This is a genomic window from Pseudomonas sp. ITEM 17296 (assembly GCF_028895205.1).
In the GTDB taxonomy this organism is placed as follows: domain Bacteria; phylum Pseudomonadota; class Gammaproteobacteria; order Pseudomonadales; family Pseudomonadaceae; genus Aquipseudomonas; species Aquipseudomonas kermanshahensis.
The window spans coordinates 103,896-128,062 of sequence record NZ_WJRS01000010.1 but is presented as its reverse complement, the minus strand read 5'-3'; the positions used below and the strand labels follow the sequence as shown (position 1 = coordinate 128,062).

Here is a 24,167-nt window from a genome sequence, read left to right as displayed (position 1 = left end):
AAGATGTCCAATCAACTCAGTACAGAACACCTGCTGCATGCCTATGAAGTGATGCGCACCATCCGCGCCTTCGAGGAACGTCTGCACGTGGAATTCGCCACCGGCGAAATCCCCGGTTTCGTCCACCTCTATGCCGGCGAAGAAGCGTCCGCCGCAGGCGTCATGGCCCACCTGCGTGACAGCGACTGCATCGCCTCGACCCACCGCGGCCATGGCCACTGCATCGCCAAGGGCGTAGACGTGTACGGCATGATGGCCGAGATCTACGGCAAGAAGACCGGCGTGTGCGGCGGCAAGGGTGGCTCGATGCACATTGCCGACCTGGAAAAAGGCATGCTCGGTGCCAACGGCATCGTCGGGGCCGGCGCGCCACTGGTTGCAGGCGCCGCGCTGGCCGCCAAGCTCAAGGGCCGCGATGACGTGTCGGTGGCCTTCTTCGGCGACGGTGCCTCCAACGAAGGCGCCGTGTTCGAAGCCATGAACATGGCCTCGATCATGAACCTGCCGTGCATCTTCGTCGCCGAGAACAACGGCTATGCCGAGGCCACGGCGTCGAACTGGTCGGTGGCCTGCGACCACATTGCCGACCGCGCTGCCGGCTTTGGCATGCCGGGCGTGACCATCGATGGCTTCGACTTCTTTGCCGTGTACGAAGCCGCAGGCGCTGCCATCGAGCGTGCGCGCTCCGGGCAAGGCCCCTCGCTGATCGAGGTCAAGCTCAGCCGCTACTACGGCCACTTCGAAGGGGATGCGCAAACCTACCGCGCCCCGGATGAAGTGAAGAACCTGCGCGAGTCCCGTGATTGCCTGATGCAGTTCCGCAACAAGACCACCCGTGCCGGCCTGCTCAGCGCTGAGCAACTCGACGCCATCGACGCGCGTGTCGAAGACCTGATCGAGGACGCCGTACGCCGTGCCAAATCCGATCCCAAGCCACAGCCCGCCGACCTGCTCAGCGACGTCTACGTCAGCTACCCCTGAGCCGCGGATTACAAGAACAAGAGGAGAATCACCATGGCAAGAAAGATCAGCTACCAGCAGGCCATCAACGAAGCCTTGGCCCAGGAAATGCGCCGCGACAGTACGGTGTTCATCATTGGCGAAGACGTGGCTGGCGGTGCCGGTGCGCCCGGTGAAGAGGACGCCTGGGGTGGCGTGCTGGGCGTGACCAAAGGCCTGTATCACCAGTTCCCTGGGCGGGTGCTCGACGCGCCGCTGTCGGAAATCGGCTATGTCGGCGCCGCCGTGGGTGCCGCAACCCAAGGCCTGCGCCCGGTGTGCGAACTGATGTTCGTCGACTTCGCCGGCTGCTGCCTGGACCAGATCCTCAACCAGGCCGCCAAATTCCGCTACATGTTCGGCGGCAAGGCCGTGACCCCGTTGGTGATGCGCACCATGTACGGCGCTGGCCTTCGCGCTGCGGCCCAGCACTCGCAGATGCTCACCTCGCTGTGGACACACATCCCCGGCCTCAAGGTGGTCTGCCCGTCCTCGCCATACGATGCCAAGGGCTTGTTGATCCAGGCGATACGCGACAACGACCCGGTGATCTTCTGCGAGCACAAGCTGCTCTACAGCCTGCAGGGCGAGGTGCCGGAAGAGGTCTACAGCGTGCCGTTCGGCGAAGCCAACTTCCTGCGCGACGGCGACGACGTGACCCTGGTGACCTACGGGCGCATGGTCCATGTGGCGCTGGAAGCCGCCAACAACCTGGCCCGCCAAGGCATCGACTGCGAAGTGCTGGACCTGCGCACCACCAGCCCGCTGGATGAAGACAGCATCCTGGAAAGTGTTGAGAAAACCGGCCGCCTGGTGGTGATCGACGAAGCCAACCCGCGCTGCTCGATGGCCACCGACATCAGCGCACTGGTGGCGCAGAAAGCCTTCAGCGCCCTCAAGGGCCCGATCGAGATGGTCACCGCGCCACACACGCCAGTGCCGTTCTCCGATGCGCTGGAAGACCTGTACATCCCCGACGCAGCGAAGATCGAGGCTGCCGTGCGCAAAGTGATCGAAGCTGCAAGGAGCGCCGCATGAGCCAGATCCATACGCTGACCATGCCCAAGTGGGGCCTGTCGATGACCGAGGGCCGGGTGGACACCTGGCTCAAGCAGGAAGGTGACGCCATCAACAAAGGCGACGAAGTGCTGGACGTCGAGACCGACAAGATCAGCAGCAGCGTCGAAGCCCCCTTCAGCGGTGTATTGCGCCGCCTGGTGGCCCAGCCAGATGAAACCCTGCCGGTCGGCGCGTTGCTGGCGGTGGTGGTGGAAGGCGGAGCCGACGAGGCCGAGATCGATGCCGTGGTGCAGCGCTTCCAGGCCGAATTCGTCGCCGAAGGTGGCGCCGACCAGGCACAAGGGCCAACCCCGCAAAAAGCCGACGTGGGCGGCCGCCTGTTGCGCTGGTTCGAGCTGGGCGAAGGCGGAACGCCGCTAGTGCTGGTGCATGGCTTTGGCGGTGATTTGAACAACTGGTTGTTCAACCACCCGGCGCTGGCGGCCGAGCGCCGCGTCATCGCCCTTGACCTGCCGGGGCACGGGGAATCGGCCAAGGCGCTGCAACGCGGCGACCTGGATGAGCTGAGCGAAACCGTGCTGGCACTGCTCGACCACCTGGACATCCCCCGCGCCCACCTGGCCGGGCACTCGATGGGCGGCGCTGTCAGCCTCAACGTGGCGCGCCTGGCGCCACAGCGGGTGGCCAGCCTCACCCTGGTGGCCAGTGCTGGGCTTGGGACTGCCATCAACGGGCAGTACCTCCAAGGTTTCGTGGCTGCGGCGAACCGCAATGCACTCAAGCCGCAAATGGTGCAGTTGTTTGCCGACCCGGCGCTGGTCACCCGGCAATTGCTGGAGGACATGCTCAAGTTCAAGCGCCTGGAGGGCGTCGATGCGGCGCTGCGCCAGCTGGTGTCGGCTATCGCCGAGGGCGACCAGCAGCGCCACGACCTGCGCGGCGTGCTGGGGCAGCATCCGGCGCTGGTGATTTGGGGCGGGAAGGACGCGATTATCCCGGCCAGCCATGCCGACGGGCTGGAAGCCGAAGTGCTGGTACTGCCGGACGCTGGCCATATGGTGCAGATGGAGGCGGCTGAACAGGTCAACCGGAAGATGGTGGATTTCTTGCGGGGGCATTGAGGGAATGAGGGGCATGGCTTGGGGTGGTGTCTGGGTTTAGAAGTGCATGCCTTGAGGGGGTCTGCGCCTGTGAGATCGAGCGCCGCCCGCGCGGCGCTTCGCAGCACAAGGCTGCTCCCACATCTGTTTCGGGCCAATTATTCCTGGGGCATGGGCGCGCGGCCTTCTTGGTGCCCGCCTCAATATCGCGTCGGACAAACAAGGCGGCCGCGTGCGCTGGCACAGGCGTGACTGGCCCGAAATAGATGTGGGAGCAGCCTTGTGCTGCGAAGCGCCGCGCGGGCGGCGCTCGATCTCACAGGCGCTGCCCTAATCAAGGCATGCACCTGTCAGCCCCCACCTAATCCCCCGGCATGCACCCCGCCATCGCGCGATCTGTAAGGTATTTCCGAACCTGAAACGAAATGCTTCAGCTCTCATCATCAAGCGAATTATCCTACGAGCCTGTCGGAGGTCGCTCCATTGTCGGGGAAACATCTCAGGGATAACGTCTCAGGGTCGCCATGTTTGGTGACCGGGCGTGAGAAACCCGAAGGTGTGTGATTGCGGCATTCGTCATGGCAGCCGTGCGCGGGCAGGCTTCGGCCTGGCCGAGCTCACACGTCCTCGGATTTCTCACCCCGTGCACGGTCGCCACCCTAGTCCCGTGAGAAAGGACCCTGTGGAGGCTATTTTCTGAACCGACGTGTGAGTTGTGATTATGAAGAAGATTGTCCCAGATCCACCCAAAACGCTGACTTCCCGCCCCTTCTACAGCATCAACCAAGACATGCCCTCGGTAGACGCCGTGATCCATGCTCTCCAGTTGATGAGCGGTATCGAAGACACCCTGGACGAATACATCTGCGCCAATGCGGGTGAGCCGGGCATCAACATGCTGGTCAATGCGGTGCATCACCTACAGATGACCAAAGCGCTGGCCGAGTTGCTGTTGCGTCGCCAGGCCGGGAGCATCACCTAGCATTGATACTGCTCCGCCCACAAGGGCAGCGCAGTACTGGAGCGGCCTTGCCGGGGCGCTCCTACAAAGACTGCGGGCCTGTTGTTTATCTGCTTATGCCCTATCTGTCTCAGCCCCCCATTCTGCGTCATACTCGGCAGACCTATTGCCCGGTCTCCACCATGCGTCCACTGCTCCCTGTCACCCTGATCCTGTTGCTCGCCGCGTGCGGAGATGGCGAATCGCTACTGCCTCCGGACGCGCGCCTGCCCGACGGCGGGCGTTACCGGGGCGAAGTGGTCAATGGCCTGCTGCAAGGCGAGGGCCGCATCGACTACCCCAATGGCAGCTGGTACGCCGGCAGTTTCAAGGACGGCCAATGGCATGGTCAGGGCGAGTGGCACGGCCAAAACGGTGAAGTCTACCGGGGCCAGTTCGCCGAGGGCCTGTTCCAGGGCCTCGGCGACTTAACCACACCGGGCAGCCACTATGCCGGCACCTTCAGCCACGGCCGACGCGACGGTGAAGGTACCCTCAAGCAAGCCGACCAGACTTACCGCGGCCAGTTCAAGGACGACCAGTACGAAGGCGCAGGCGAGCTGGAGCTGGCCGACGGCAGCCGCTACCAGGGCCTGTTCGCCAAAGGCAAACCGAACGGCGCCGGCGTGCGCAGCGACGCCAGCGGCAACCAGTTCAGCGGCCGTTTCGTCGATGGCCTGCTGCAAGGCAGCGGCACCTACGACAGCGTCGACGGCGAGCAGTACATCGGGGAGTTCAAGGACAACCGCCTGGAAGGCCGCGGCCGCTATGAAAGCGCCGAAGGTGACGTGTGGATCGGCGAATTCAAGGATGGCTCACTGGTGGGCGAAGGTGAACTGCTCGGCAGCGATGGCAGCCATTACAAAGGCGGTTTCGTTGACTGGCACTTTTCTGGCCAAGGCAACCTGCAACTGGCCGACGGCAGCCAGTACATCGGCGCCTTCGAAAACGATGCCTACCATGGCAAAGGCCGGCTGACCCTGAGCAACGGCAAGGTCGAGGGTGGCACTTGGGTCAATGGCGTACGCGTGCGCGACGAAAAGGGCACGCTGTTGCCCGACCCGCTGGACCTGGCCCTGCTCAACCAGGGCCGCCTGCTGGAGGACGCACTGGCACGGGTGCCGCCTACCGCGCCGGCCATCCAGTTATACAGCCTGGTCGTGGCCGGCGATGGCCAGCAAAGCGTGTTCCTGCGCGAAGCCGACTACGTCAGCAACATGCTCAAGGTCCGTTTTGGCGCCCGTGGCCAGGTTACCCTGGTCAACCATCGGGACCACATGGCCAGCCGCCCCATGGCCACCCGCGAGAACCTAACCCGCGCTGCCCGTACCCTGGCCGAACGCAGCGGCCCCGAGGACCTGGTGTTCATCTACCTCACCAGCCACGGCAGCCACGACCACCAACTGGTGCTCGACCAACCCCGCCTGCAACTGGCCGACCTGTCCGCCGACGAGCTGGCCAGTGCCCTGGCACCGCTGAAGGAGCGCGACAAGGTAATCGTCATCTCGGCCTGCTATTCAGGGGGCTACATCGCGCCGCTCAAAGACGATCGCACGGTGATCATGACCGCCGCCCGCGCCGATCGGGTGTCGTTCGGTTGCTCGGAGGAAGCCGACTTCACCTACTTTGGCGATGCCCTGTTCGCCGAGGCGCTGAACCAGACCGACGACCTGAAACAGGCGTTTGAACTGGCACGCGCCAGCGTTGCCGAAAGAGAACGAAAGGACGGTTTCGAAGCCTCTGAACCGCAGCTTTGGGCGCCGCCAGCAGTACTGGCACACTGGCAGCACCTACGCCGGCAACAGGCCGAGGAAGCGCTACGCAATGCTGCACAAGCGACGGTGGAGCAGCAGGAAAAAAAGCCTGGCAACCACTAAGCTTGTGTGTAACAAGGGAGAGACATCATGTATTTGACGCCTCAGCATGTCCTGCTTGCCGGTGCCACGGGTCTGACGGGTGAACACCTGCTAGACCGCCTACTCAACGAACCGACCATCAGCCGGGTGCTGGCCCCTACGCGCCGGCCGCTGGCCGAACACCCGCACCTGGAAAACCCAGTGGGCGACCCGGCGGTGTTTCTTCCGCAGCTTGCCGGGCGTGTCGATATCGCCTATTGCTGCCTGGGCACCACGCTCAAGCAGGCTGGCTCCGAATCGGCTTTCCGCGCCGTCGACCTGGACATGGTCGTGGCCTTCAGCAAGCGCGCCCGGGAACTCGGTGCGCGCCATTTGCTGGTTGTCAGCGCAGTGGGCGCCGACCCTAAATCATCGATCTTCTACAACCGCGTCAAGGGTGAAATGGAGGAAGCGCTGAAGGCCCAGGACTGGCCACAGCTGACCATCGTCCGCCCGTCGGTGCTGCTGGGTGATCGCATTGAGCCGCGCTTTGGCGAGCAACTGATTTCACCGCTTTCCAAGCTGATACCTGGGAAGTATCGGGGTATCGAGGCGTGCACCCTGGCACGGGCGCTGTGGCGCCTGGCGCTGGAGGAAGAAGACGGGGTGCGGGTGATCGAGTCGGATGAACTGCGCCGCCTGGGCAAAAACTAGCGCCGCGCGCGCTCCCGCACGGATTACGCGTTAATACCGTAATCAAAGCCCGCCGGTGGCCTGGAAGCCGACGCCTGCTGCCGTCAGCAACGACAACGGCAGCAGCAGCGTATCCAGTAACAGGCTACCGGGCAGATCCAGGCCTGGGTAGGCGGGCGCCAGCGCGCCGAAATGATCTTTCGGGCAGCACCCGCCGTTCATCACATACAGGTCCAGCCGCGTTCCGGCATACACCACCGGCGCGCCTGGCTTGTTGGCATCCAGCGTGCGTACTGTGGCGCAGCCACTGAGCAGCGCCAGCGCCACCAACCCCGACAGTGCTCGCTTCAATCATCCGCCCCAAAGTGATGTTCACCCCAACGCGGCAGCATGTCCTGAGGGATGTCCAGCAGGTTGAGAATGCGTGCAACGACGAAATCGATCAGGTCGTCGATGGTCTGCGGCTGATGGTAGAAGCCTGGGGCCGCAGGCAAGATCACGGCACCCATCTGCGACAGCTTGAGCATGTTCTCCAGGTGGATCGTCGAGAACGGGGCTTCACGCGGCACCAGGATCAACTGGCGGCGCTCCTTCAAGGTGACGTCGGCGGCCCGCTCGATCAGGTTGTTGCAAGCACCGGTGGCAATCGCCGACAAGGTACCCGTAGAACACGGCACCACCACCATCGCCGCCGGTGCGCCAGAGCCCGAGGCCACCGGCGACATCCAGTCTTCCTTGCCATACACGCGGATCTGGCCGTCGGCAGCGCCGGTGTATTCGGTCAGAAACGCCTGCATCGCCTGGGGCTTGGGCGGCAGCAACACATCGGTTTCGGTGGACATCACCAGCTGCGCGGCCTTGGAAATGAGGAAATGCACCTCGCGGTCCTCACGCACCAGGCAATCGAGCAGGCGCAGGCCATATTGCGCGCCAGAGGCGCCCGTCATGGCAAGGGTGATGCGCGCCGGCCCGCTCACTTGAGCGCCTCGGCCAGTTTGCCGTGCAAGCCGCCGAAGCCGCCGTTGCTCATGATCACGACGTGGGTGCCCGGCCGTGCCTGGCCCTTGATGCGCTCGATGATCGCTTCGAGGCTGTCGGCAACCACGCTCGGCACGGTGCACTGCGCCGCCGTAGCGGCCAGGTCCCAGCCCAGGTTAGCCGGTGCGTACCAGATGACCTGGTCGGCATCGTTGACGCTTTCCGGCAGGCCATCGCGGTGGGCACCCAGCTTCATCGAGTTGGAGCGCGGCTCGATCACCGCAATCACCGGTGCTTCACCTACGCGCTTGCGCAGGCCGTCGAGGGTGGTGGCGATGGCGGTCGGGTGGTGAGCGAAGTCATCGTAGATGGTCACGCCCTGCACTTCAGCGACCTTCTCCATGCGCCGCTTGACGCTTTTAAAGGCGCTCAACCCGGCGATACCCATGGCCGGCACTACACCGACATGGCGGGCCGCAGCCAGGGTTGCCAAGGCATTGGCGACGTTGTGCTGACCGGTCAGCGCCCAATCGACCACGCCCTGTGCCTCGCCCTCGAACAGCACTTCGAAGCGCGACCCATCGGGGCTGAGCAGGCGCGCCTGCCATTGGCCGCCTTCACCGGTGGTTTGCACCGGGGTCCAGCAACCCATGCCGATGACCCGCTCCAGCGCCTGTTCGGTGGTCGGATGGATCACCAGGCCTTCGCTCGGGATCGTGCGCACCAAGTGGTGGAACTGGCGCTCGATGGAGGCCAGATCGGGGAAGATGTCCGCGTGATCGAACTCAAGGTTGTTGAGAATCGCGGTGCGCGGGTGGTAGTGGACGAACTTCGAGCGTTTATCGAAGAACGCACTGTCGTACTCGTCGGCCTCGACCACGAAGAACGGCGTGTCGCCCAAGCGCGCGGACACCGAGAAATTCTGTGGCACGCCGCCGATCAAGAACCCAGGGCTCATGCCGGCATGCTCCAGCACCCAGGCCAGCATGCTGCTGGTGGTGGTCTTGCCATGGGTACCGGCAACGGCCAATACCCAGCGGCCCTGCAGCACGTGGTCAGCCAGCCACTGTGGGCCAGAGACATAGGGCAGGCCCTTGTTCAACACGTATTCCACCGCGGGGTTACCCCGCGACATGGCGTTGCCGACCACGACCAAGTCGGGTGCCGGGTCTAGCTGAGCAGGGTCATAGCCCTGGGTCAGCTCGATGCCCTGGGCCTCGAGCTGGGTGCTCATCGGGGGATAGACATTGGCGTCGGAGCCGGTGACGCGGTGGCCAAGCTCTTTGGCCAGGACCGCCAGGGAACCCATGAACGTGCCGCAAATACCGAGAATGTGAATATGCATGGTCGACCTCGCAAAACATCGAGGCAGGGTAGCCCAGGGCGCGGGAAATCGCACCCGCTGTTTCGCTCAGCCGACCCGGGTGATGCCGTGTTTGCGCAGTTTTCGATACAAGGTATTGCGGCTGATGCCCAGGTGCTCGGCAACGCGGGTCAAGTGCCAGTGTTTTGCCTCCAGCACTGACAGCAGAGCTTCGCACTCAGCGTCCTCAAGGCGCACTGGCGCGCTCTTGTGGGTGAGACTGTTTTGCTCCTCGTGTGGGAGCGTGCTTGCCCCGCGAACACCGGCAAAGCCGGTGCCATCCACCGCGTTGCCTGCTTCGCGGGGCAAGCCCGCCCCCACAGGGGCCGCATTACTCCGGAAAGTCGCGGGCAGGTCGGAGAACCCGATGAAGGTGTTATCGCAAAGCGCCACGAGCGTGCGCAATACATTGCGCATCTGCCGCACGTTCCCCGGCCAGGCAAAGTCCAGCAACGCCTGACGCGCACTGGGCTCCAGTTCGACCCGTTGCCCCTGGGCCTCCTCACGCAGCAAAAAGTCAAGCAACTGGCCCTTGTCACTGCGCTCACGCACTGCTGGCAAGGCCACTTCCAGCCCGTTCAACCGGTAATACAGGTCTTCGCGGAAACTCCCCTGCGCCACCCGCTCCAGCAGGTCGCGGTGGGTGGCACTGACGATGCGCACGTCCACGGCCTGGGGCTCACCGCCAATCGGCACCACCTGGCGCTCTTCCAGGACCCGCAACAGGCGCGTCTGCAAGGCCAGTGGCATGTCACCAATCTCGTCCAGCAACAACGTGCCGCCGTCGGCCTGCAGCAGCTTGCCGCGCATGCCTTCCTTGCGTGCGCCGGTAAAGCTGCCACCGCGATAACCGAACAGCTCGCTTTCGATCAGGCTCTCTGGGATCGAGGCGCAGTTGATCGCCACGAACGGCTTACCGCGACGCTGGCTGGCCTGGTGCACGGCCTGGGCGAATGCCTCCTTGCCGCAACCGGTCTCGCCACGCAACAGCAGCGGCACATCACGCTCGAATACCCGCACGCAGCGGCGAAAGTCGTTTTGCAACGCCGGGTCGAGCAGGCAGATGCCTGGCGCTTCAGCACGCTGGGGCTGGGGCTGGCTGAGCGGTACTGACCATACCGGCGTACGCGCCTGGCCTCGCAGGCTGGCAAACACCTGGCGGCCGTCGCGTGTCTGCAACGGCCAGACGGTACTGCCGCCCGGCACGGCGCGGCTGAACAGTTCGTCGTGGCTGCAAGCAAAAAACCGCTCCACCGGTTGCCCCAGCACGCCACCGCGTACGGTGCCCAGCAGATTGAGCGCGCTCTGGTTGGCGGCGCAAATCCGCCCGTCACCCTCGAAGGCCAGCAAGCCCTCGCTGAACAAGCCGACCGACTCAGCCTGCAGATGAAAGCGCAGCAGCCACTGCTGCTGAAAATGACGCAGGAAATAACAGCTCTCGATCATCTTCGCCGAGAGGTTGACCAAGGCCATGGTGTGAAACTGGCTCTGCCGCGACACATCAGGCCGCGCCGACGACACGTCGAGTACCGCCAGCAGTTCGCCATGCGGGTCGAACACCGGGCTTGCCGAGCAGGTCAGGCCGGTGTGGCGGCCACGAAAGTGTTCGTGCTGATGAATGGTCAGGGCCTGGCGCTCGACCAGGCAGGTGCCGATACCGTTGGTGCCTTCGCGCGCTTCGCTCCAGTCGGCGCCCAGCCACAGCCCTGCCCGCTCGAAGATGCGCCGCTCGCTGGGGGCGCTGACACAGTTGAGGATCACCCCACGGGCATCGGTCAGCAGCACCGCATGGCCAGCGCCAGAGAGCTGCTGATGCAGGCTGTTCATCTCGGCATCGGCAATTTTCAGCACCTGGTGCAGGCGCTCGCGGGTTTCCAGCAAGCGCCCGTGTTCAAGCACCACGGGGGCCTCGATCAGCGTCGGGTCGAGGTGGTAATCCTCGAGGCAGCGCAGCCAGGACCGGGCGATCGCCGGGTCACTGCCGCCCGCCCCGGCTTCACCGTGGGCAACGGTATGCACTTGCTGGGCATGGCGACTCAAGTGATTGCTCTGCATGTGTTGTGGTTCTCCGCTGATCGAGCGTTCAGCCAGCATCCTCCACCCGGCGGGCCTTTGCAATGCACCTGCCGGCAGCGTGTCGCAAATGGCACAAAGTGTCACACAGGCCGTACCACAGCTGGCACAGCGGGCTTTCACAGCCCTCTGAAAATTACGCTAAGTGCTTGATTTAGAACAACCTCAAAACACTGGCCCAACCTTTGCTCTACGCTTTTCAACTCCCTAACAAACACAATAGCCAGGAGACACACCATGCGTTACGCACATCCCGGTACCGAAGGCGCGAAGGTTTCCTTCAAGAGCCGCTACGGCAACTACATCGGTGGTGAATTCGTAGCTCCGGTCAAGGGGCAGTACTTCGAAAACACCTCCCCGGTGAATGGCAAGCTGATCGCAGAGTTTCCCCGCTCCACTGCCGAAGACATCGACAAAGCCCTGGATGCCGCCCACGCCGCCGCCGATGCCTGGGGCCGCACGTCCGTCCAGGACCGCTCCAACGTGCTGCTGAAAATCGCCGACCGCATCGAGCAGAACCTTGAAGTCCTGGCCATTACCGAAACCTGGGACAACGGCAAGCCAATCCGCGAAACCCTCAACGCCGACATCCCGCTGGCGGTCGATCACTTCCGTTACTTCGCCGGTTGCATCCGCGCCCAAGAGGGCGGCGCCGCCGAAATCAACGAAGGCACCGTCGCCTATCACATTCACGAGCCTCTGGGCGTGGTCGGGCAGATCATCCCGTGGAACTTCCCGCTGCTGATGGCCGCGTGGAAACTCGCCCCAGCCCTGGCCGCAGGCAACTGCGTGGTCCTCAAACCCGCCGAGCAGACCCCGCTGGGCATCACTGTACTGATGGAGCTGATCGGCGACCTGCTGCCCAAAGGCGTGCTCAACGTCGTACAGGGGTATGGCCGTGAAGCGGGCGAAGCGCTGGCCACCAGCAAACGCATCGCCAAAATCGCCTTCACCGGTTCGACCCCGGTCGGCTCGCACATCATGAAATGCGCCGCCGAAAACATCATCCCGTCTACCGTCGAGCTGGGCGGCAAGTCGCCTAACGTGTACTTCGAAGACATCATGCAGGCCGAGCCGAGCTTCATCGAGAAGGCCGCCGAAGGCATGGTGCTGGCATTCTTCAACCAAGGCGAAGTGTGCACCTGCCCATCGCGTGCCCTGGTGCAGGAGTCGATCTACCCGCAGTTCATGGAAGTGGTGATGAAGAAGGTCCTGCAGATCAAGCGTGGCGATCCGCTGGACACCGACACCATGGTCGGCGCCCAGGCGTCGCAACAGCAGTTCGAGAAGATCCTGTCGTACCTGGAAATTGCCAAGGAAGAAGGCGCCGAGCTGCTGACCGGCGGCAAGGTGGAAAAACTCGAAGGCGCGCTGTCGACCGGTTACTACATCCAACCGACCCTGCTCAAGGGCAACAACAAGATGCGCGTGTTCCAGGAAGAAATCTTCGGCCCGGTGGTCAGCGTCACCACCTTCAAGGACGAAGCCGAAGCCCTGGCGATTGCCAACGACACCGAGTTCGGCCTGGGTGCCGGTGTGTGGACCCGCGACATCAACCGCGCCTATCGCATGGGCCGCGGCATCAAGGCTGGCCGCGTGTGGACCAACTGCTACCACCTGTACCCGGCGCATGCCGCGTTTGGCGGTTACAAGAAGTCCGGCGTTGGGCGTGAGACCCACAAGATGATGCTCGATCACTACCAGCAGACCAAGAACCTGCTGGTGAGTTACGACATCAATCCGTTGGGCTTCTTCTAAACCTGGGATAACTGCGGGGGCTGCTTGCAGCCCACCGCAGCGGTTCATCACCACCACAAGCCAACGCGGTTCCCGTGCACGAACCGCTCTGGCTCGCTTCCTGCAGTACCTATCACCATGGGCTGGAAGTCCCTCCGGCCACCAAGAAAAACAACAGGTGAAACTATGCCAAGCGATCAATCCGGTAATGTGCCGGCAGGCTCTTCTGTCGACTTCGAAAAAGTCGGTTCGGACTATTTCCAGCAACGTGAACTGAAAAAAGGCGCAGCCGGCTGGGTGCTGTTGGTCGGCCTCGGGGTCGCCTATGTGATCTCCGGCGACTACGCCGGGTGGAACTTCGGCCTGGCCCAAGGCGGCTGGGGCGGTATGTTCCTCGCCACCCTGCTGATGGCCACCATGTACCTGTGCATGTGCTTCTCGTTGGCCGAGTTGTCGTCGATGATCCCCACTGCAGGCGGCGGCTACGGCTTTGCCCGCAGCGCCTTTGGCCCATGGGGCGGTTTTCTTACCGGCACGGCCATCCTCATCGAATATGCCATTGCCCCGGCGGCCATCGCCGTGTTCATCGGCGCCTATTGTGAGTCACTGTTCGGCATCGGCGGCTGGGTCATCTACCTGGCGTTCTACATCGTGTTCATCGGCATCCACATCTTCGGCGTCGGCGAAGCGCTGAAGCTGATGTTCATCATCACCGCCATTGCCGCCATTGCCTTGGGCGTGTTCCTGGTGAGCATGGTGCCCCATTTTGATGCAGCCAACCTGTTCGACATCGCCAAGACCGACGCCGCCGGCGCCAGCAGTTTCCTGCCGTTCGGCTATGTCGGCGTGTGGGCCGCAATCCCTTACGCCATCTGGTTCTTCCTCGCCGTCGAAGGCGTGCCGCTGGCCGCCGAAGAAACCAAGAACCCAAAACGCGACCTGCCCCGCGGCCTGATCGGCGCGATGCTGGTGCTGCTGGCCTTCGCCCTGTTGATTCTGGTGATCGGCCCTGGCGCGGCGGGCTCCGAAGCGCTCAAGGCCTCCGGTAACCCACTGGTCGAGGCACTGTCCAAAGCCTATGGCGGTTCCACCTGGATGGGCAGCTTCGTCAACCTGGTCGGCCTGGCTGGCCTGATTGCCAGCTTCTTCTCGATCATCTATGCCTACTCGCGGCAGATCTTCGCGCTGTCCCGCGCCGGCTACCTGCCGCGCAAACTCTCCGAGACCAACAAAAGCAAGGCGCCGGTACTGGCCCTGATCATCCCCGGCCTCATCGGTTTCGGGCTGTCGCTGACCGGCCAGGGCGACCTGCTGATTCTGGTCGCGGTGTTCGGCGCCACGCTGTCCTACGTGCTGATGATGGCTGCACACATCACCCTGCGCATCCGCCGTCCGAAAATGGAACGCCCGTATCGCACTCCGGGCGGCATCTTCACCTCGGGCGTAGCCCTGGTACTGGCGTGCATCGCCGTGGTGGCGGGGTTCCTGGTCGACCCGCGGGTTGTGATTGGCGCCGCGGTGATCTATGGAGTATTAATTGCCTACTTTGCGTTCTACAGCCGTCACCACCTGGTAGCGGGCACACCGGAAGAGGAATTCGCCGCGATCCAGAAGGCCGAAGAGGCCTTGCACTGATCGCCGACACCCGCCGCGGGCCAGCCCCGCGGCGCTCTGGAGAATCTGTATGGCAAGTTTCGTACACACGGTAGGCCACCTGGTCTACCGCTTCGACAGCCTCAAGGACGTGATGGCCAAGGCCAGCCCTGCACGTTCAGGGGATTTCCTGGCCGGTGTCGCCGCCAGCAACGACGGTGAGCGGGTCGCCGCGCAGATGGCCTTGGCCAACATCCCGCTGACGCACTTTTTGACCGAGGCGTTGATCCCCTATGAAGAGGACGAGGTCACCCGCCTGATCATCGACACTCACGATGCCCAGGCCTTCGCACCGGTCAGCCACCTCACCGTGGGCGGCCTGCGTGACTGGCTGCTCAGCGAAGAAGCCGACGAAGACAGCCTGCGCGCGCTGGCGCCGGGCCTGACACCGGAAATGGCGGCGGCGGTGTCGAAGATCATGCGCGTCCAGGACCTGATCCTGGTGGCGCAGAAGATCCGCGTGGTTACCCGTTTCCGCGGCACCATGGGCCTGCGCGGGCGCCTGTCGACCCGCCTGCAACCCAACCACCCGACCGACGAACCCGCTGGCATCGCCGCCAGCATCCTCGATGGCCTGCTGTACGGCAACGGCGACGCCATGATCGGCATCAACCCGGCCACCGACAGCATCGCCTCGATCTGTGCCCTGCTGGAAATGCTCGATGCAATCATCCAGCGCTACGACATCCCCACCCAGGCCTGCGTGCTGACCCACGTCACCACCTCGATCGAAGCGATCAACCGTGGCGTGCCGCTGGACCTGGTGTTCCAGTCGATCGCCGGCACCGAAGCTGCCAACGCAGGCTTTGGCATCAACCTCAACGTGCTGCAGGAGGGTTACGAAGCGGGCCTGTCGCTCAAGCGCGGCACCCTTGGGCAAAACCTCATGTATTTCGAGACCGGCCAGGGCAGTGCCCTGTCGGCCAACGCCCACCACGGCGTCGACCAGCAGACCTGCGAAACCCGTGCCTACGCCGTGGCCCGGCACTTCAAGCCGTTTCTGGTCAATACCGTGGTCGGTTTCATCGGCCCGGAGTACCTGTACAACGGCAAGCAGATCATCCGCGCCGGCCTCGAAGACCACTTTTGCGGCAAGCTGCTGGGCGTGCCGATGGGTTGCGACATCTGCTACACCAACCACGCCGAAGCCGACCAGGACGACATGGACACCCTGCTGACCTTGCTGGGTGTGGCCGGGATCAACTTCATCATGGGCATCCCCGGCTCCGACGACATCATGCTCAACTACCAGACCACGTCGTTCCATGACGCGCTGTATGCGCGCCAGACCCTGGGCCTGAAGCCCGGCCCCGAATTTGAAGCATGGCTGGCGCGCACCGGCATCTTTACCCAGGCCGATGGCCGGGTGCGCTTTGGTGACAACCTGCCGCCGGCGTTCCGCCAGGCGTTGGCACAGCTTGCATAGGGATGACCATGGACCCTCGCACCGTAACCCCCGACAACCCCTGGCTGGCCCTGCGTACCCTGACCCCGGCGCGTATCGCCCTGGGCCGCACCGGCACCAGCCTGCCGACCGGCGCCCAATTGGACTTCCAGTTCGCGCATGCCCAGGCCCGCGATGCCGTGCACCTGCCCTTCGACCATGCCGGGCTGACCGCCCAGCTCAGTGACCGCGGGCGCGACAGCCTGGTGTTGCACAGCGCCGCCCACGACCGTGACCAATACCTGCAGCGCCCGGACCTGGGCCGGCGGCTGAACGAAGACTCGATCGAAACCCTGCGCCAGCATGCCCAGGCCAACCCGGGCGGTGTCGACCTGGCCATCGTCGTCGCTGACGGCCTCTCGGCCCTCGCCGTGCACCGCCATACCCTGCCGTTTCTGACCCGTTTCGAGGAACAGGCCGCTGCCGACGGCTGGACCAGCGCGCCGGTGGTGCTGGTGGAACAGGGCCGCGTGGCCGTGGCCGACGAGGTTGGCGAGTTACTGGGCGCACGGATGACCGTGATGCTGATCGGCGAGCGCCCGGGGTTGAGCTCGCCCGATAGCCTCGGCCTGTATTTCACCTACGCGCCGCGGGTCGGCCTGACTGACGCCTACCGCAACTGCATCTCCAACGTGCGCCTTGAGGGCCTGAGCTATGGCATGGCGGCCCACCGCTTGCTGTACCTGATGCGTGAAGCCTGTCGCCGGCAGCTTTCCGGGGTGAATCTGAAGGACGAAGCCGAGGTCCATAGCCTGGAGAGCGATACCCCCGCCAGCCAAAAAGGAAACTTTCTGCTCGGAAAAGGGTAAAAATCATGTCACGGAAGGCGGATTGCGCTTCTCGCACGCATTAGGCAGCATGCTGTTGAGAGCGGCTGGCAATCCGCTGTTTCCCCAAATGGATCCTGAGGGCCGCACATGCGTATCATCAAGGCAACCCTGGAACACCTCGACCTGCTGACCCCCCTGTTCGTCAAATACCGCGAGTTCTATGGGCAATTACCCTATCCGGACAGCTCACGCAGCTTTCTGGAAAAGCGCCTGAAGCGGGACGAGTCGGTGATTTACCTGGCACTGGCGGATGACGATGCCAGCAAATTGCTCGGTTTCTGCCAGCTGTATCCAAGCTTTTCGTCGCTGTCGCTCAAACGCGTGTGGATTCTCAACGACATCTATGTGGCCGAAGACTCGCGACGCATGCTGGTGGCCGACCACCTGATGCGCGAGGCCAAGAAGATGGCGAAAGAGACCAATGCCGTGCGGATGCGGGTGTCGACCAGCGCCAACAATGAGGCAGCGCAAAAGACCTACGAGTCCATCGGCTTTCGCAAGGACACCGAGTTCGAGAGCTACATCCTGCCGATCCATCAGGATTGACCTGCGCAGGCCTTATCACCTGTACCTGTAGGCGCAGCCTTGTGCTGCGAAGAGGCCGGTGCCAGCACTGTTAATCTCTACTGCTGGCACCGGCCTCTTCGCAGCACAAGGCTGCTCCTACAAGGATTGCGTATGGCCAGAGGTATGGGTGGGCCTGCCGAGTGAGGTCGGTACAGGCAGTATGAATCTTCCCCTTCCGTAACCCGCCGCTACAAACTCCCCGGGCATGATCCTCACTTCGCCGTATAATGCCCCACTTGTCATGTGTGAAAATTTACCCATCCCCTGGTAACCGAGCCTACGCCCCAGAACACAGGTGCTGTACATGGATTTCAACCCGCTGGACCTTATCCTGCATCTCGATGCCTACCTCGATCTGCTGGTCACCAATTACGGTCCCTGGATCTACGCCATCCTGTTCACCGTGATCTTCTGCGAAACCGGCCTGGTGGTGATGCCGTTCCTGCCAGGTGATTCGCTGCTGTTCATCGCCGGCGCCGTGGCGGCCGGTGGCGGCATGGACCCAGTCCTGCTGGCGGGCCTGCTGATGGCGGCGGCGATCCTGGGCGACAGTACCAACTACGTGATTGGCCGAACGGCCGGCGAGCGGTTGTTCAACAACCCCAATTCGAAGATCTTCCGCCGCGACTACCTGCAACGCACCCACGAATTCTATGAACGCCATGGCGGCAAGACCGTGACCCTGGCGCGCTTCCTGCCGATTCTGCGTACCTTCGCGCCGTTCGTCGCCGGTATTGCCCACATGCACTACCCGCGCTTCCTGGGCTTCAGTGTCGCCGGTTCGTTGCTGTGGGTCGGAGGCCTGGTGACGCTGGGCTACTTCTTCGGCAATGTGCCGTTCATCAAGCAGCACCTGTCGCTGATGGTGGTGGGTATCATCTTCCTGTCGCTGGTGCCGATGGTGCTCGGCCTGCTGCGCGGTCGCCTGGGCCGTGCCGCCAAGGCTCACTGACCCCAGCCATGTGGTCTTTCAGCGCCTGGCGGCGTCGGCGCACCCTGAAGCGCTACCCAATCACAGCCGAGCAATGGCAGGCGGTTCGCCAACACCTGCCGTTGCTCGACGGTATCAGCGATGAAGAAGATCGCTGGTTGCGTGAAGCCTGCATCCTGTTTCTGCTTGAAAAGCACCTGACCACCCTGCCCGGTGTCGAGCTGAGCGATGAGCAGCGCCTGTTCCTGGCTGCCCAGGCGCAGCTGCCACTGCTGCACCTGGGTGACCTGAACTGGTACCAGGGTTTCCACGAAATCATCCTCTACCCCGACGACTTCAAAAGCCCTCAGCGCCACCGCGATGCCAGTGGTGTGGAGCATGTGTGGGACGGCGAACACAGCGGTGAAGCCTGGCAACAGGGGCCGGTGATCCTGGCCTGGAACGGGGTGCTGGCCAGTGGTGGTTGGGAGGCCTATAACCTGGTCATCCATGAGTTGGCGCACAAGCTCGACATGCTCAATGGCGACGCCAACGGCCTGCCGCCGCTGCACAGTGGCATGCCCGTGGAGGAGTGGGCGACGGCCATGCAACAGGCCTATGACGACCTCAACCGCCAGCTGGACCTGAACCCCGACGCCGAAACGCCCATCGACCCATACGCGGCAGAAAACCCTGCAGAATTCTTCGCCGTCACCAGCGAATACTTCTTCAGCGCCCCCGACCTGTTGCAGCAGGCATATCCGCAGGTTTACCAGCAACTGTCGCTGTTCTACCGCCAAGACCCACTGGCGCGCCTGAGCCAGTTGCAGGCCGAACACCCCGATTACCGCGAAGGCCACGCCTGACGCGGCCGCACATCAGGCCAAGCGTGGCATGCCCATGCGGAATGTGCCTATAATCGCCGCCACTTTTTGGTCAACTACGGGGGCACTGCCCAATGAGCTACAGCAAGATTCCGGCGGGCAAAGACCTGCCGAACGACATCTACGTCGCCATCGAGATCCCGGCCAACCACGCGCCGATCAAATACGAGATCGACAAGGACAGCGACACCCTGTTCGTCGACCGTTTCATGGCTACCCCGATGTTCTACCCAGCCAACTATGGCTTCATCCCGAACACCCTGGCCGACGACGGTGATCCGCTCGACGTGCTGGTCGTGACCCCATACCCAGTTGCCCCAGGCTCGGTCATCCGTGCCCGCCCGGTTGGCATCCTGAACATGACCGACGACGGCGGCGGCGACGCCAAAGTCATCGCTGTGCCGCACGACAAGCTGTCGCAGCTGTATGTCGACGTCAAGGAGTACACCGACCTGCCAGCCCTGCTGATCCAGCAGATCGAGCACTTCTTCGCGAACTACAAAGATCTCGAGAAGGGCAAGTGGGTCAAGATCGAAGGCTGGGACGGCGCCGACGCCGCCCGTGCTGCGATCACCAAATCGGTCGCTGCCTACAAAGGCTGATACCGATTGCTGAAAAACCCCGCCTCGGCGGGGTTTTTTATGCGCGAGGGAACACCCTTCCAGTAAAAAATCCTACATCGCCCTACTCCAACGCCCTACAACTAAGCATCTTTCGCACAAGCCGCATCAACATCCGGTTCATATGCCAGCTGGCACCCGGCCGCTACACTCGCGGCCATGAACACATCCGGTGACCGCCTCAAAGCCCTGCTGCACGAATGTGGCTTGACCCCTTCCGATTTCGCTGCCCAACGCAGCGTCACACCCCAGCACGTCAATAACTGGTTCAGACGGGGTGTTCCGTTGGCTCGCCTCGATGAAATGGCCGACTTGTTCTGCGTGCATCGCCGTTGGCTGCGCAGCGGCGAAGGCCCCAAGCACCCTAACCCGATCTTGCGCAGCGGCCCGCCACGGCCACCGCACACCACCCCGCCCACCCCGCTGTCAGCACACAGCGGCCGGCTGCTGCAGGTGCCGTTTTACGCACTGCAGCACGGCCTGCTTGCACCCGTGGCCAACCATCACCTGCGCCTGCCCACCACGGCGTTAAAGGCGCTGGGCGTTGCTGCGCAAAATGCCATCTGCCTGGCCATGCCTGCCGCCAACATGGCTCCGCTGATTCCGCTGGAGGCCACCTTGGCGGTAGACCTGAGCATGACCGAAGTCATCGAGGGCGAGACCTATGCCTTGCTGCACAACGGCACCCTGAGGGTGAACAACCTCAGCCTCGGCCCGCACGGCACCCTGTACCTGCACAGCCATGACCGGCGCAACTACGCCGTCGAGCGCTATACATGCGCCCAGCGCCAGGCCCAAAGCCTGGAGATTCTCGGCTGGGTCTTCCACTGGTCGCATTTCCGCCGCCATCGCCCCAGTTGAAACACGCTGTGCCATTTTTTGCTGGGCATCCTGCGCAAGCCCTTGTATGCTACGCGGCACATTTAGCCCCGACCAGCGCAAGCCGCGGTCCAGAGGGCTCGGCGACACCCCACACGGGCGTTGACCATCTCTATCAGGTCCTTGTGACCACACAGTTAAGGCGGTTGCGGCTTACCATAAATTAGTCGGAAGCGTCCCCGAGAAGCCGGCCACAAGCCGGCTTTTTAATGCCTGAAAGCTAAGCAGAGCAAGGGACGTACAGAAACCGTCATTCTTGACCCACACTTTGACCCACACCAAAACGCTGGGTTACCGCTGCTTCAGCGACTCAGCCGATACTGCCCCATATCGGTCGCTTACAGTGACCAACTGTTTGACAGCGACTCCGCCTGCTTGAGCACCAACTCAACCGCATCGGCCTGCTGGTCAGGTGGGTACTTCCACTTCTGCAAGCAGCGCCGCACCAAGATTCGCAGGCGCGCACGCACGCTCTCGCGCACTTGCCAGTCCACCGTGGTGCTGATCCTGAGTTTTTCCGTGATCTCGACAGCGATTTTCTTCAAAATTTCATCACCCAACTCGCGCACTGCGCTCTCGTTGTTGGCCAATGCATCGTAGAAGGCAATCTCGTCCTTACCTAAGCCCAAGGCCGCCTCGCGCTCCAGCACAGCCTGGAACTCCTTGGCCATCTGGATAAGTTCCTCGATGACCTGGGCCGTCTCAATGGCGCGGTTGTGGTACTTGCGCAGAGTTTCCAGCAAGCGGTCGCCATACTTCTTCTCCTGCACCACGTTGTTGCGTGCTTGCGCCTTGATCTCGTCGCGCAGCAGCTTTTCCAGCAGATCCACAGCCAGGTTGCGACTTTCCATCCGACGCACGTCTTTGAGGAACTCATCCGACAGCAGGCCGATATTGGGCTTGTCTAGTCCGGCTAGCGCAAAGATATCCGCCACGCCGTCGGCGACGATGGCGTTGTCCAAGATCTGTTTCAGAGCGCTGTTCTTCTCTTCGGTGGAGCGCTTCTTGTCCACCGTGGTGAACTTGGTAATAGCCGCTTTGATGGCCGAGAAAAAGGCGATCTCCTTGCGCAGCGCGGCGGCATCATCCAGCGTGCCGTACAGCGAGTAGGCCTTAGCTACCGCCACCATGGTGTCGAGGAAGCGTTGCTTGCCATCCTTCAGGCCTAGTAGATGATTGGCGCAGGGCACCAGCAGTGCCGCCGCCTGGGTCTCGAACCCGCTGTAGTTGCAGCCGTGCATCATGCCGCGCAAGATATCCATCTTCTCCAACAACACGGCTAGAGCCTCGGCGGCGTTGTGCGTGGGGTCGCCTTTGCCTTTGGCTTCGGTGTAGGTCTTGAGTGCGGCCTTCAATTCATTGGCGATGCCTATGTAGTCCACCACCAAGCCACCCGGTTTGTTCTTGAATACCCGGTTGACCCGTGCAATTGCCTGCATCAGGTTGTGGCCCTTCATAGGCTTGTCCACGTACATAGTGTGGCAGCAGGGCGCATCGAAGCCGGTTAGCCACATGTCGCGCACGATCACCAGCTTCAAAGGGTCTTTGACATCCTTAAAGCGCTTTTCCAGCCGTTTCTTTACCTGCTTGCTGTACAGGTGGGTCTGCAGTAATTCCTTGTCGGCAGCCGAACCGGTCATCACCACCTTGATAGCGCCCTTTTCCGGATCGTCATCGTGCCAGTCAGGCCGCAGATTGACGATGGCCTTGTAAAGCTGGGCACATATATCGCGGCTCATGCAGACAATCATGGCCTTGCCATCCAGTGTCGCGCTGCGGATCTCGCAGTGCTCGACCAAGTCCTTGGCCACTTGCGCAAGGCGCGGTTCAGCACCAACCAGTTTTTCCAGTGCCGCCCACTCGCTTTTGGTCTTCTCGCGGCTGGCAATGTCCTCTTCGTCCTCCACCACCTCATCGACTTGCTCGCTCAGCGCATCGATTTCGGCCTGCCTCACGTCCAGCCTGGCCAGGCGGCTCTCGTAGTAGATTGGTACCGTCGCGCCATCGTCCACTGCATCTTGAATGTCGTAGATGCTGACGTAGTCGCCAAACACCGCGCGGGTGTCCTTGTCCTCCAGGGCAATCGGTGTGCCGGTAAAGCCGATAAAGGTGGCGTTCTTCAACGCATCGCGCAGGTGCTTGGCATAGCCGAACACATACTTGCCCGCCTTCTCGTCAAAGCGCCCCTTCATGCCGTACTGACTGCGGTGAGCTTCGTCGGAGATGACCACGATGTTGGAGCGGTCAGACATCTGCGGGTGCTCATCCTCATCATCCAACAGGGCGAACTTCTGCACCGTGGTGAAGATGATCCCGCCGGCCTGACGCGAGGCCAGCATTTCGCGAAGTTCATCGCGACTGCCTGCCTGCAGCGGTGTGGTCTTGAGCAAATCTCCGGCTGCGCAAAAGGTGGCAAACAGTTGCCCGTCCAAATCATTGCGGTCCGTCACTACCACCAGCGTCGGGTTCTTCATTTCGGGCTGTTGCAGCAGCTTGCCAGCGTAGCAGGCCATAGTGATGCTCTTACCAGAACCCTGTGTATGCCACACCACACCGGCCTTGCGTGAGCCCGGTTTCATCTCTTTACCGTAGGTGGTACGTTCTTCTCGCACCTCCAGCAGGCCCTTGTCGGGCGAGCTGGCCGCAGTCACCGTGGCGCGCACCGCCTCACGCACGGCGTGAAACTGGTGATAGCCTGCGATCTTCTTGATGACGGCATCGCCGTCTTGCTCGAACAGCACAAAGTGACGGATGTAGTCGAGAAACAATTCGGGAGAAAAAAAGCCGCGCACCACGGTTTCCAGCTCCTGCTGCAGGCGGGGCCGGTCGTCTTCGTTGGCAACAGTGCGCCATGGCAACATGCGTTCCGCGTTGGCCGTGAGCGAGCCCACGCGTGCCGTCCAGCCATCGCTGACCACCAATGCGACATTGCTGTTGAACAGGTCGCCGATCTCGCCTTTGTAAGTCTGCAACTGGTTAAAGGCATCCCATACATCGGTCTGGTCGTTGGCTGGATTCTTGAGCTCGATCACCGCCAGCGGCAGACCATTGATGAACGCCACTAGGTCAGGCCGTCTGGGCTGTTTGCTGCCCGTCACAGTGAATTGGTTAATCACCAGAAATTCGTTGCGCTGCGGGCTAGCAAAGTCGATAAGGTGTACCAGATCGGTTTTCTTCTCCTCCCCTACCGAAAACTCCACCACCACACCTGAGAGCAGCAGCCGGTGAAAGCTGCGGTTGCGCACCACCATCTGCGGTTCGCTAATGGTCTGCAGGACGTGCACTGCCTGCTCCAATGCCGCAAGCGGAATCTGTGGGTTGATGCGAGCTAGGGTAGCCAGCAAACGGTCTCGCAGAATTACCTGCCTATAGTCGGTGCGTTCCGGGCTAACGCCCTCGGGGGCGAGATCTGGTCCGCGCACAAAGTGCCAACCTGCTTCCTGAAACCAGCCAATGCACAGATCTTCGAGTTGCTGTTCGTTCATCATGGCTCAGGTCTCAGCCTCAGAGGTATTTGGCAGGATGCTGGTTGTGCAGTAGACCTGGCGCAGCAAATCGAGGTCTTCGAGCAACCGAATTTCG

General features: G+C 62.5%; 20 protein-coding genes. 15 read left to right on the top strand and 5 right to left on the bottom strand.

Translation table 11 applies throughout. The features are described 5' to 3' along the window. Window positions 1-3: 3 nt before the first annotated feature. The 6 genes from GIB19_RS13890 to GIB19_RS13865 all read left to right on the top strand — a co-directional run bounded on the left by GIB19_RS13890 (window position 4) and on the right by GIB19_RS13865 (window position 6,668). A complete protein-coding gene (locus tag GIB19_RS13890) occupies window positions 4-981 on the top strand; it encodes a thiamine pyrophosphate-dependent dehydrogenase E1 component subunit alpha (RefSeq protein WP_274886856.1) in 978 nt (325 codons plus the stop codon). A gap of 33 nt (window positions 982-1,014) precedes the next feature. Beyond that, on the top strand, window positions 1,015-2,037 hold the full coding sequence (locus tag GIB19_RS13885; protein ID WP_186682121.1) for an alpha-ketoacid dehydrogenase subunit beta: 1,023 nt from the start codon (window positions 1,015-1,017) through the stop codon (window positions 2,035-2,037). After that, complete coding sequence (locus tag GIB19_RS13880) at window positions 2,034-3,140, top strand: acetoin dehydrogenase dihydrolipoyllysine-residue acetyltransferase subunit (RefSeq protein WP_274886855.1); 1,107 nt, start codon at window positions 2,034-2,036, stop codon at window positions 3,138-3,140. Before GIB19_RS13885 ends, GIB19_RS13880 begins: the two co-directional genes overlap by 4 nt. Window positions 3,141-3,840: 700 nt before the next feature. Then, window positions 3,841-4,101 carry a hypothetical protein gene (locus GIB19_RS13875; protein ID WP_265970169.1) on the top strand — a complete coding sequence of 87 codons (261 nt, stop codon included), beginning with the start codon at window positions 3,841-3,843 and terminating at the stop codon, window positions 4,099-4,101. A 161-nt stretch (window positions 4,102-4,262) separates the two neighbouring features. Next, a complete protein-coding gene (locus tag GIB19_RS13870) occupies window positions 4,263-5,996 on the top strand; it encodes a C13 family peptidase (protein ID WP_265970168.1) in 1,734 nt (577 codons plus the stop codon). Between the two features lie 27 nt (window positions 5,997-6,023). Continuing rightward, the gene (locus tag GIB19_RS13865) at window positions 6,024-6,668 is read left to right on the top strand and encodes an oxidoreductase (protein ID WP_027594940.1); all 645 of its coding nucleotides are present in this window, start codon (window positions 6,024-6,026) and stop codon (window positions 6,666-6,668) included. 42 nt (window positions 6,669-6,710) lie between these two features. On the opposite strand, the gene GIB19_RS13860 is transcribed toward GIB19_RS13865, so the two are convergent. The 4 genes from GIB19_RS13860 to GIB19_RS13845 all read right to left on the bottom strand — a co-directional run bounded on the left by GIB19_RS13860 (window position 6,711) and on the right by GIB19_RS13845 (window position 11,043). Beyond that, the gene (locus GIB19_RS13860) at window positions 6,711-6,998 is read right to left on the bottom strand and encodes a YceK/YidQ family lipoprotein (protein ID WP_027594939.1); all 288 of its coding nucleotides are present in this window, start codon (window positions 6,996-6,998) and stop codon (window positions 6,711-6,713) included. Then, window positions 6,995-7,624, bottom strand: a complete 630-nt coding sequence (gene ubiX, locus GIB19_RS13855; RefSeq protein WP_027594938.1) for a flavin prenyltransferase UbiX — start codon at window positions 7,622-7,624, stop codon at window positions 6,995-6,997. Before ubiX ends, GIB19_RS13860 begins: the two co-directional genes overlap by 4 nt. After that, window positions 7,621-8,970 carry a UDP-N-acetylmuramate:L-alanyl-gamma-D-glutamyl-meso-diaminopimelate ligase gene (gene mpl / locus GIB19_RS13850; protein WP_085274005.1) on the bottom strand — a complete coding sequence of 450 codons (1,350 nt, stop codon included), beginning with the start codon at window positions 8,968-8,970 and terminating at the stop codon, window positions 7,621-7,623. The genes ubiX and mpl overlap by 4 nt, the downstream gene beginning before the upstream one ends. A gap of 66 nt (window positions 8,971-9,036) precedes the next feature. After that, window positions 9,037-11,043 (bottom strand): sigma-54-dependent Fis family transcriptional regulator, encoded by a 2,007-nt coding sequence (locus GIB19_RS13845; RefSeq protein WP_274886854.1) that lies wholly within the window; start codon window positions 11,041-11,043, stop codon window positions 9,037-9,039. A 255-nt stretch (window positions 11,044-11,298) separates the two neighbouring features. On the opposite strand from GIB19_RS13845, the gene exaC reads away from it, so the two are divergent. The 9 genes from exaC (at window position 11,299) to GIB19_RS13800 (ending at window position 20,567) form a co-directional block, all read left to right on the top strand. After that, a complete protein-coding gene (gene exaC / locus GIB19_RS13840) occupies window positions 11,299-12,819 on the top strand; it encodes an acetaldehyde dehydrogenase ExaC (RefSeq protein ID WP_099428235.1) in 1,521 nt (506 codons plus the stop codon). 165 nt (window positions 12,820-12,984) lie between these two features. Continuing rightward, a complete protein-coding gene (gene eat / locus GIB19_RS13835) occupies window positions 12,985-14,433 on the top strand; it encodes an ethanolamine permease (protein ID WP_274886853.1) in 1,449 nt (482 codons plus the stop codon). Between the two features lie 49 nt (window positions 14,434-14,482). Beyond that, complete coding sequence (locus tag GIB19_RS13830) at window positions 14,483-15,877, top strand: ethanolamine ammonia-lyase subunit EutB (RefSeq protein WP_027594933.1); 1,395 nt, start codon at window positions 14,483-14,485, stop codon at window positions 15,875-15,877. A gap of 8 nt (window positions 15,878-15,885) precedes the next feature. Continuing rightward, window positions 15,886-16,704 carry an ethanolamine ammonia-lyase subunit EutC gene (eutC, locus tag GIB19_RS13825; protein WP_099430860.1) on the top strand — a complete coding sequence of 273 codons (819 nt, stop codon included), beginning with the start codon at window positions 15,886-15,888 and terminating at the stop codon, window positions 16,702-16,704. A gap of 108 nt (window positions 16,705-16,812) precedes the next feature. After that, on the top strand, window positions 16,813-17,271 hold the full coding sequence (locus GIB19_RS13820) for a GNAT family N-acetyltransferase (RefSeq protein WP_085274007.1): 459 nt from the start codon (window positions 16,813-16,815) through the stop codon (window positions 17,269-17,271). Window positions 17,272-17,596: 325 nt separating this feature from the next. Beyond that, the gene (locus GIB19_RS13815; RefSeq protein ID WP_027594930.1) at window positions 17,597-18,244 is read left to right on the top strand and encodes a DedA family protein; all 648 of its coding nucleotides are present in this window, start codon (window positions 17,597-17,599) and stop codon (window positions 18,242-18,244) included. A gap of 8 nt (window positions 18,245-18,252) precedes the next feature. Next, a complete protein-coding gene (locus tag GIB19_RS13810) occupies window positions 18,253-19,068 on the top strand; it encodes a M90 family metallopeptidase (protein ID WP_274886851.1) in 816 nt (271 codons plus the stop codon). Between the two features lie 92 nt (window positions 19,069-19,160). After that, complete coding sequence (gene ppa, locus GIB19_RS13805; RefSeq protein WP_016497835.1) at window positions 19,161-19,688, top strand: inorganic diphosphatase; 528 nt, start codon at window positions 19,161-19,163, stop codon at window positions 19,686-19,688. A 177-nt stretch (window positions 19,689-19,865) separates the two neighbouring features. Next, entirely contained in the window at window positions 19,866-20,567 is a 702-nt protein-coding gene (locus GIB19_RS13800; RefSeq protein WP_274886847.1) for a LexA family transcriptional regulator, read from the top strand. Between the two features lie 356 nt (window positions 20,568-20,923). On the opposite strand, the gene GIB19_RS13795 is transcribed toward GIB19_RS13800, so the two are convergent. Then, the gene (locus GIB19_RS13795) at window positions 20,924-24,070 is read right to left on the bottom strand and encodes a type I restriction endonuclease subunit R (protein ID WP_274886845.1); all 3,147 of its coding nucleotides are present in this window, start codon (window positions 24,068-24,070) and stop codon (window positions 20,924-20,926) included. Window positions 24,071-24,167 lie beyond the last annotated feature (97 nt).

Excerpts from the sequence above, each read along its gene's own strand:
- GIB19_RS13890 (WP_274886856.1), top strand. The coding sequence starts at position 4 with ATGTCCAATCAACTCAGTACAGAACACCTGCTGCATGCCTATGAAGTG.
- GIB19_RS13885 (WP_186682121.1), top strand. The coding sequence starts at position 1,015 with ATGGCAAGAAAGATCAGCTACCAGCAGGCCATCAACGAAGCCTTGGCC.
- GIB19_RS13880 (WP_274886855.1), top strand. The coding sequence starts at position 2,034 with ATGAGCCAGATCCATACGCTGACCATGCCCAAGTGGGGCCTGTCGATG.
- GIB19_RS13875 (WP_265970169.1), top strand. The coding sequence starts at position 3,841 with ATGAAGAAGATTGTCCCAGATCCACCCAAAACGCTGACTTCCCGCCCC.
- GIB19_RS13870 (WP_265970168.1), top strand. The coding sequence starts at position 4,263 with ATGCGTCCACTGCTCCCTGTCACCCTGATCCTGTTGCTCGCCGCGTGC.
- GIB19_RS13865 (WP_027594940.1), top strand. The coding sequence starts at position 6,024 with ATGTATTTGACGCCTCAGCATGTCCTGCTTGCCGGTGCCACGGGTCTG.
- mpl (WP_085274005.1), bottom strand. The coding sequence starts at position 8,970 with ATGCATATTCACATTCTCGGTATTTGCGGCACGTTCATGGGTTCCCTG.
- GIB19_RS13845 (WP_274886854.1), bottom strand. The coding sequence starts at position 11,043 with ATGCAGAGCAATCACTTGAGTCGCCATGCCCAGCAAGTGCATACCGTT.
- exaC (WP_099428235.1), top strand. The coding sequence starts at position 11,299 with ATGCGTTACGCACATCCCGGTACCGAAGGCGCGAAGGTTTCCTTCAAG.
- eat (WP_274886853.1), top strand. The coding sequence starts at position 12,985 with ATGCCAAGCGATCAATCCGGTAATGTGCCGGCAGGCTCTTCTGTCGAC.
- GIB19_RS13830 (WP_027594933.1), top strand. The coding sequence starts at position 14,483 with ATGGCAAGTTTCGTACACACGGTAGGCCACCTGGTCTACCGCTTCGAC.
- eutC (WP_099430860.1), top strand. The coding sequence starts at position 15,886 with ATGGACCCTCGCACCGTAACCCCCGACAACCCCTGGCTGGCCCTGCGT.
- GIB19_RS13820 (WP_085274007.1), top strand. The coding sequence starts at position 16,813 with ATGCGTATCATCAAGGCAACCCTGGAACACCTCGACCTGCTGACCCCC.
- GIB19_RS13815 (WP_027594930.1), top strand. The coding sequence starts at position 17,597 with ATGGATTTCAACCCGCTGGACCTTATCCTGCATCTCGATGCCTACCTC.
- GIB19_RS13810 (WP_274886851.1), top strand. The coding sequence starts at position 18,253 with ATGTGGTCTTTCAGCGCCTGGCGGCGTCGGCGCACCCTGAAGCGCTAC.
- ppa (WP_016497835.1), top strand. The coding sequence starts at position 19,161 with ATGAGCTACAGCAAGATTCCGGCGGGCAAAGACCTGCCGAACGACATC.
- GIB19_RS13800 (WP_274886847.1), top strand. The coding sequence starts at position 19,866 with ATGAACACATCCGGTGACCGCCTCAAAGCCCTGCTGCACGAATGTGGC.
- GIB19_RS13795 (WP_274886845.1), bottom strand. The coding sequence starts at position 24,070 with ATGAACGAACAGCAACTCGAAGATCTGTGCATTGGCTGGTTTCAGGAA.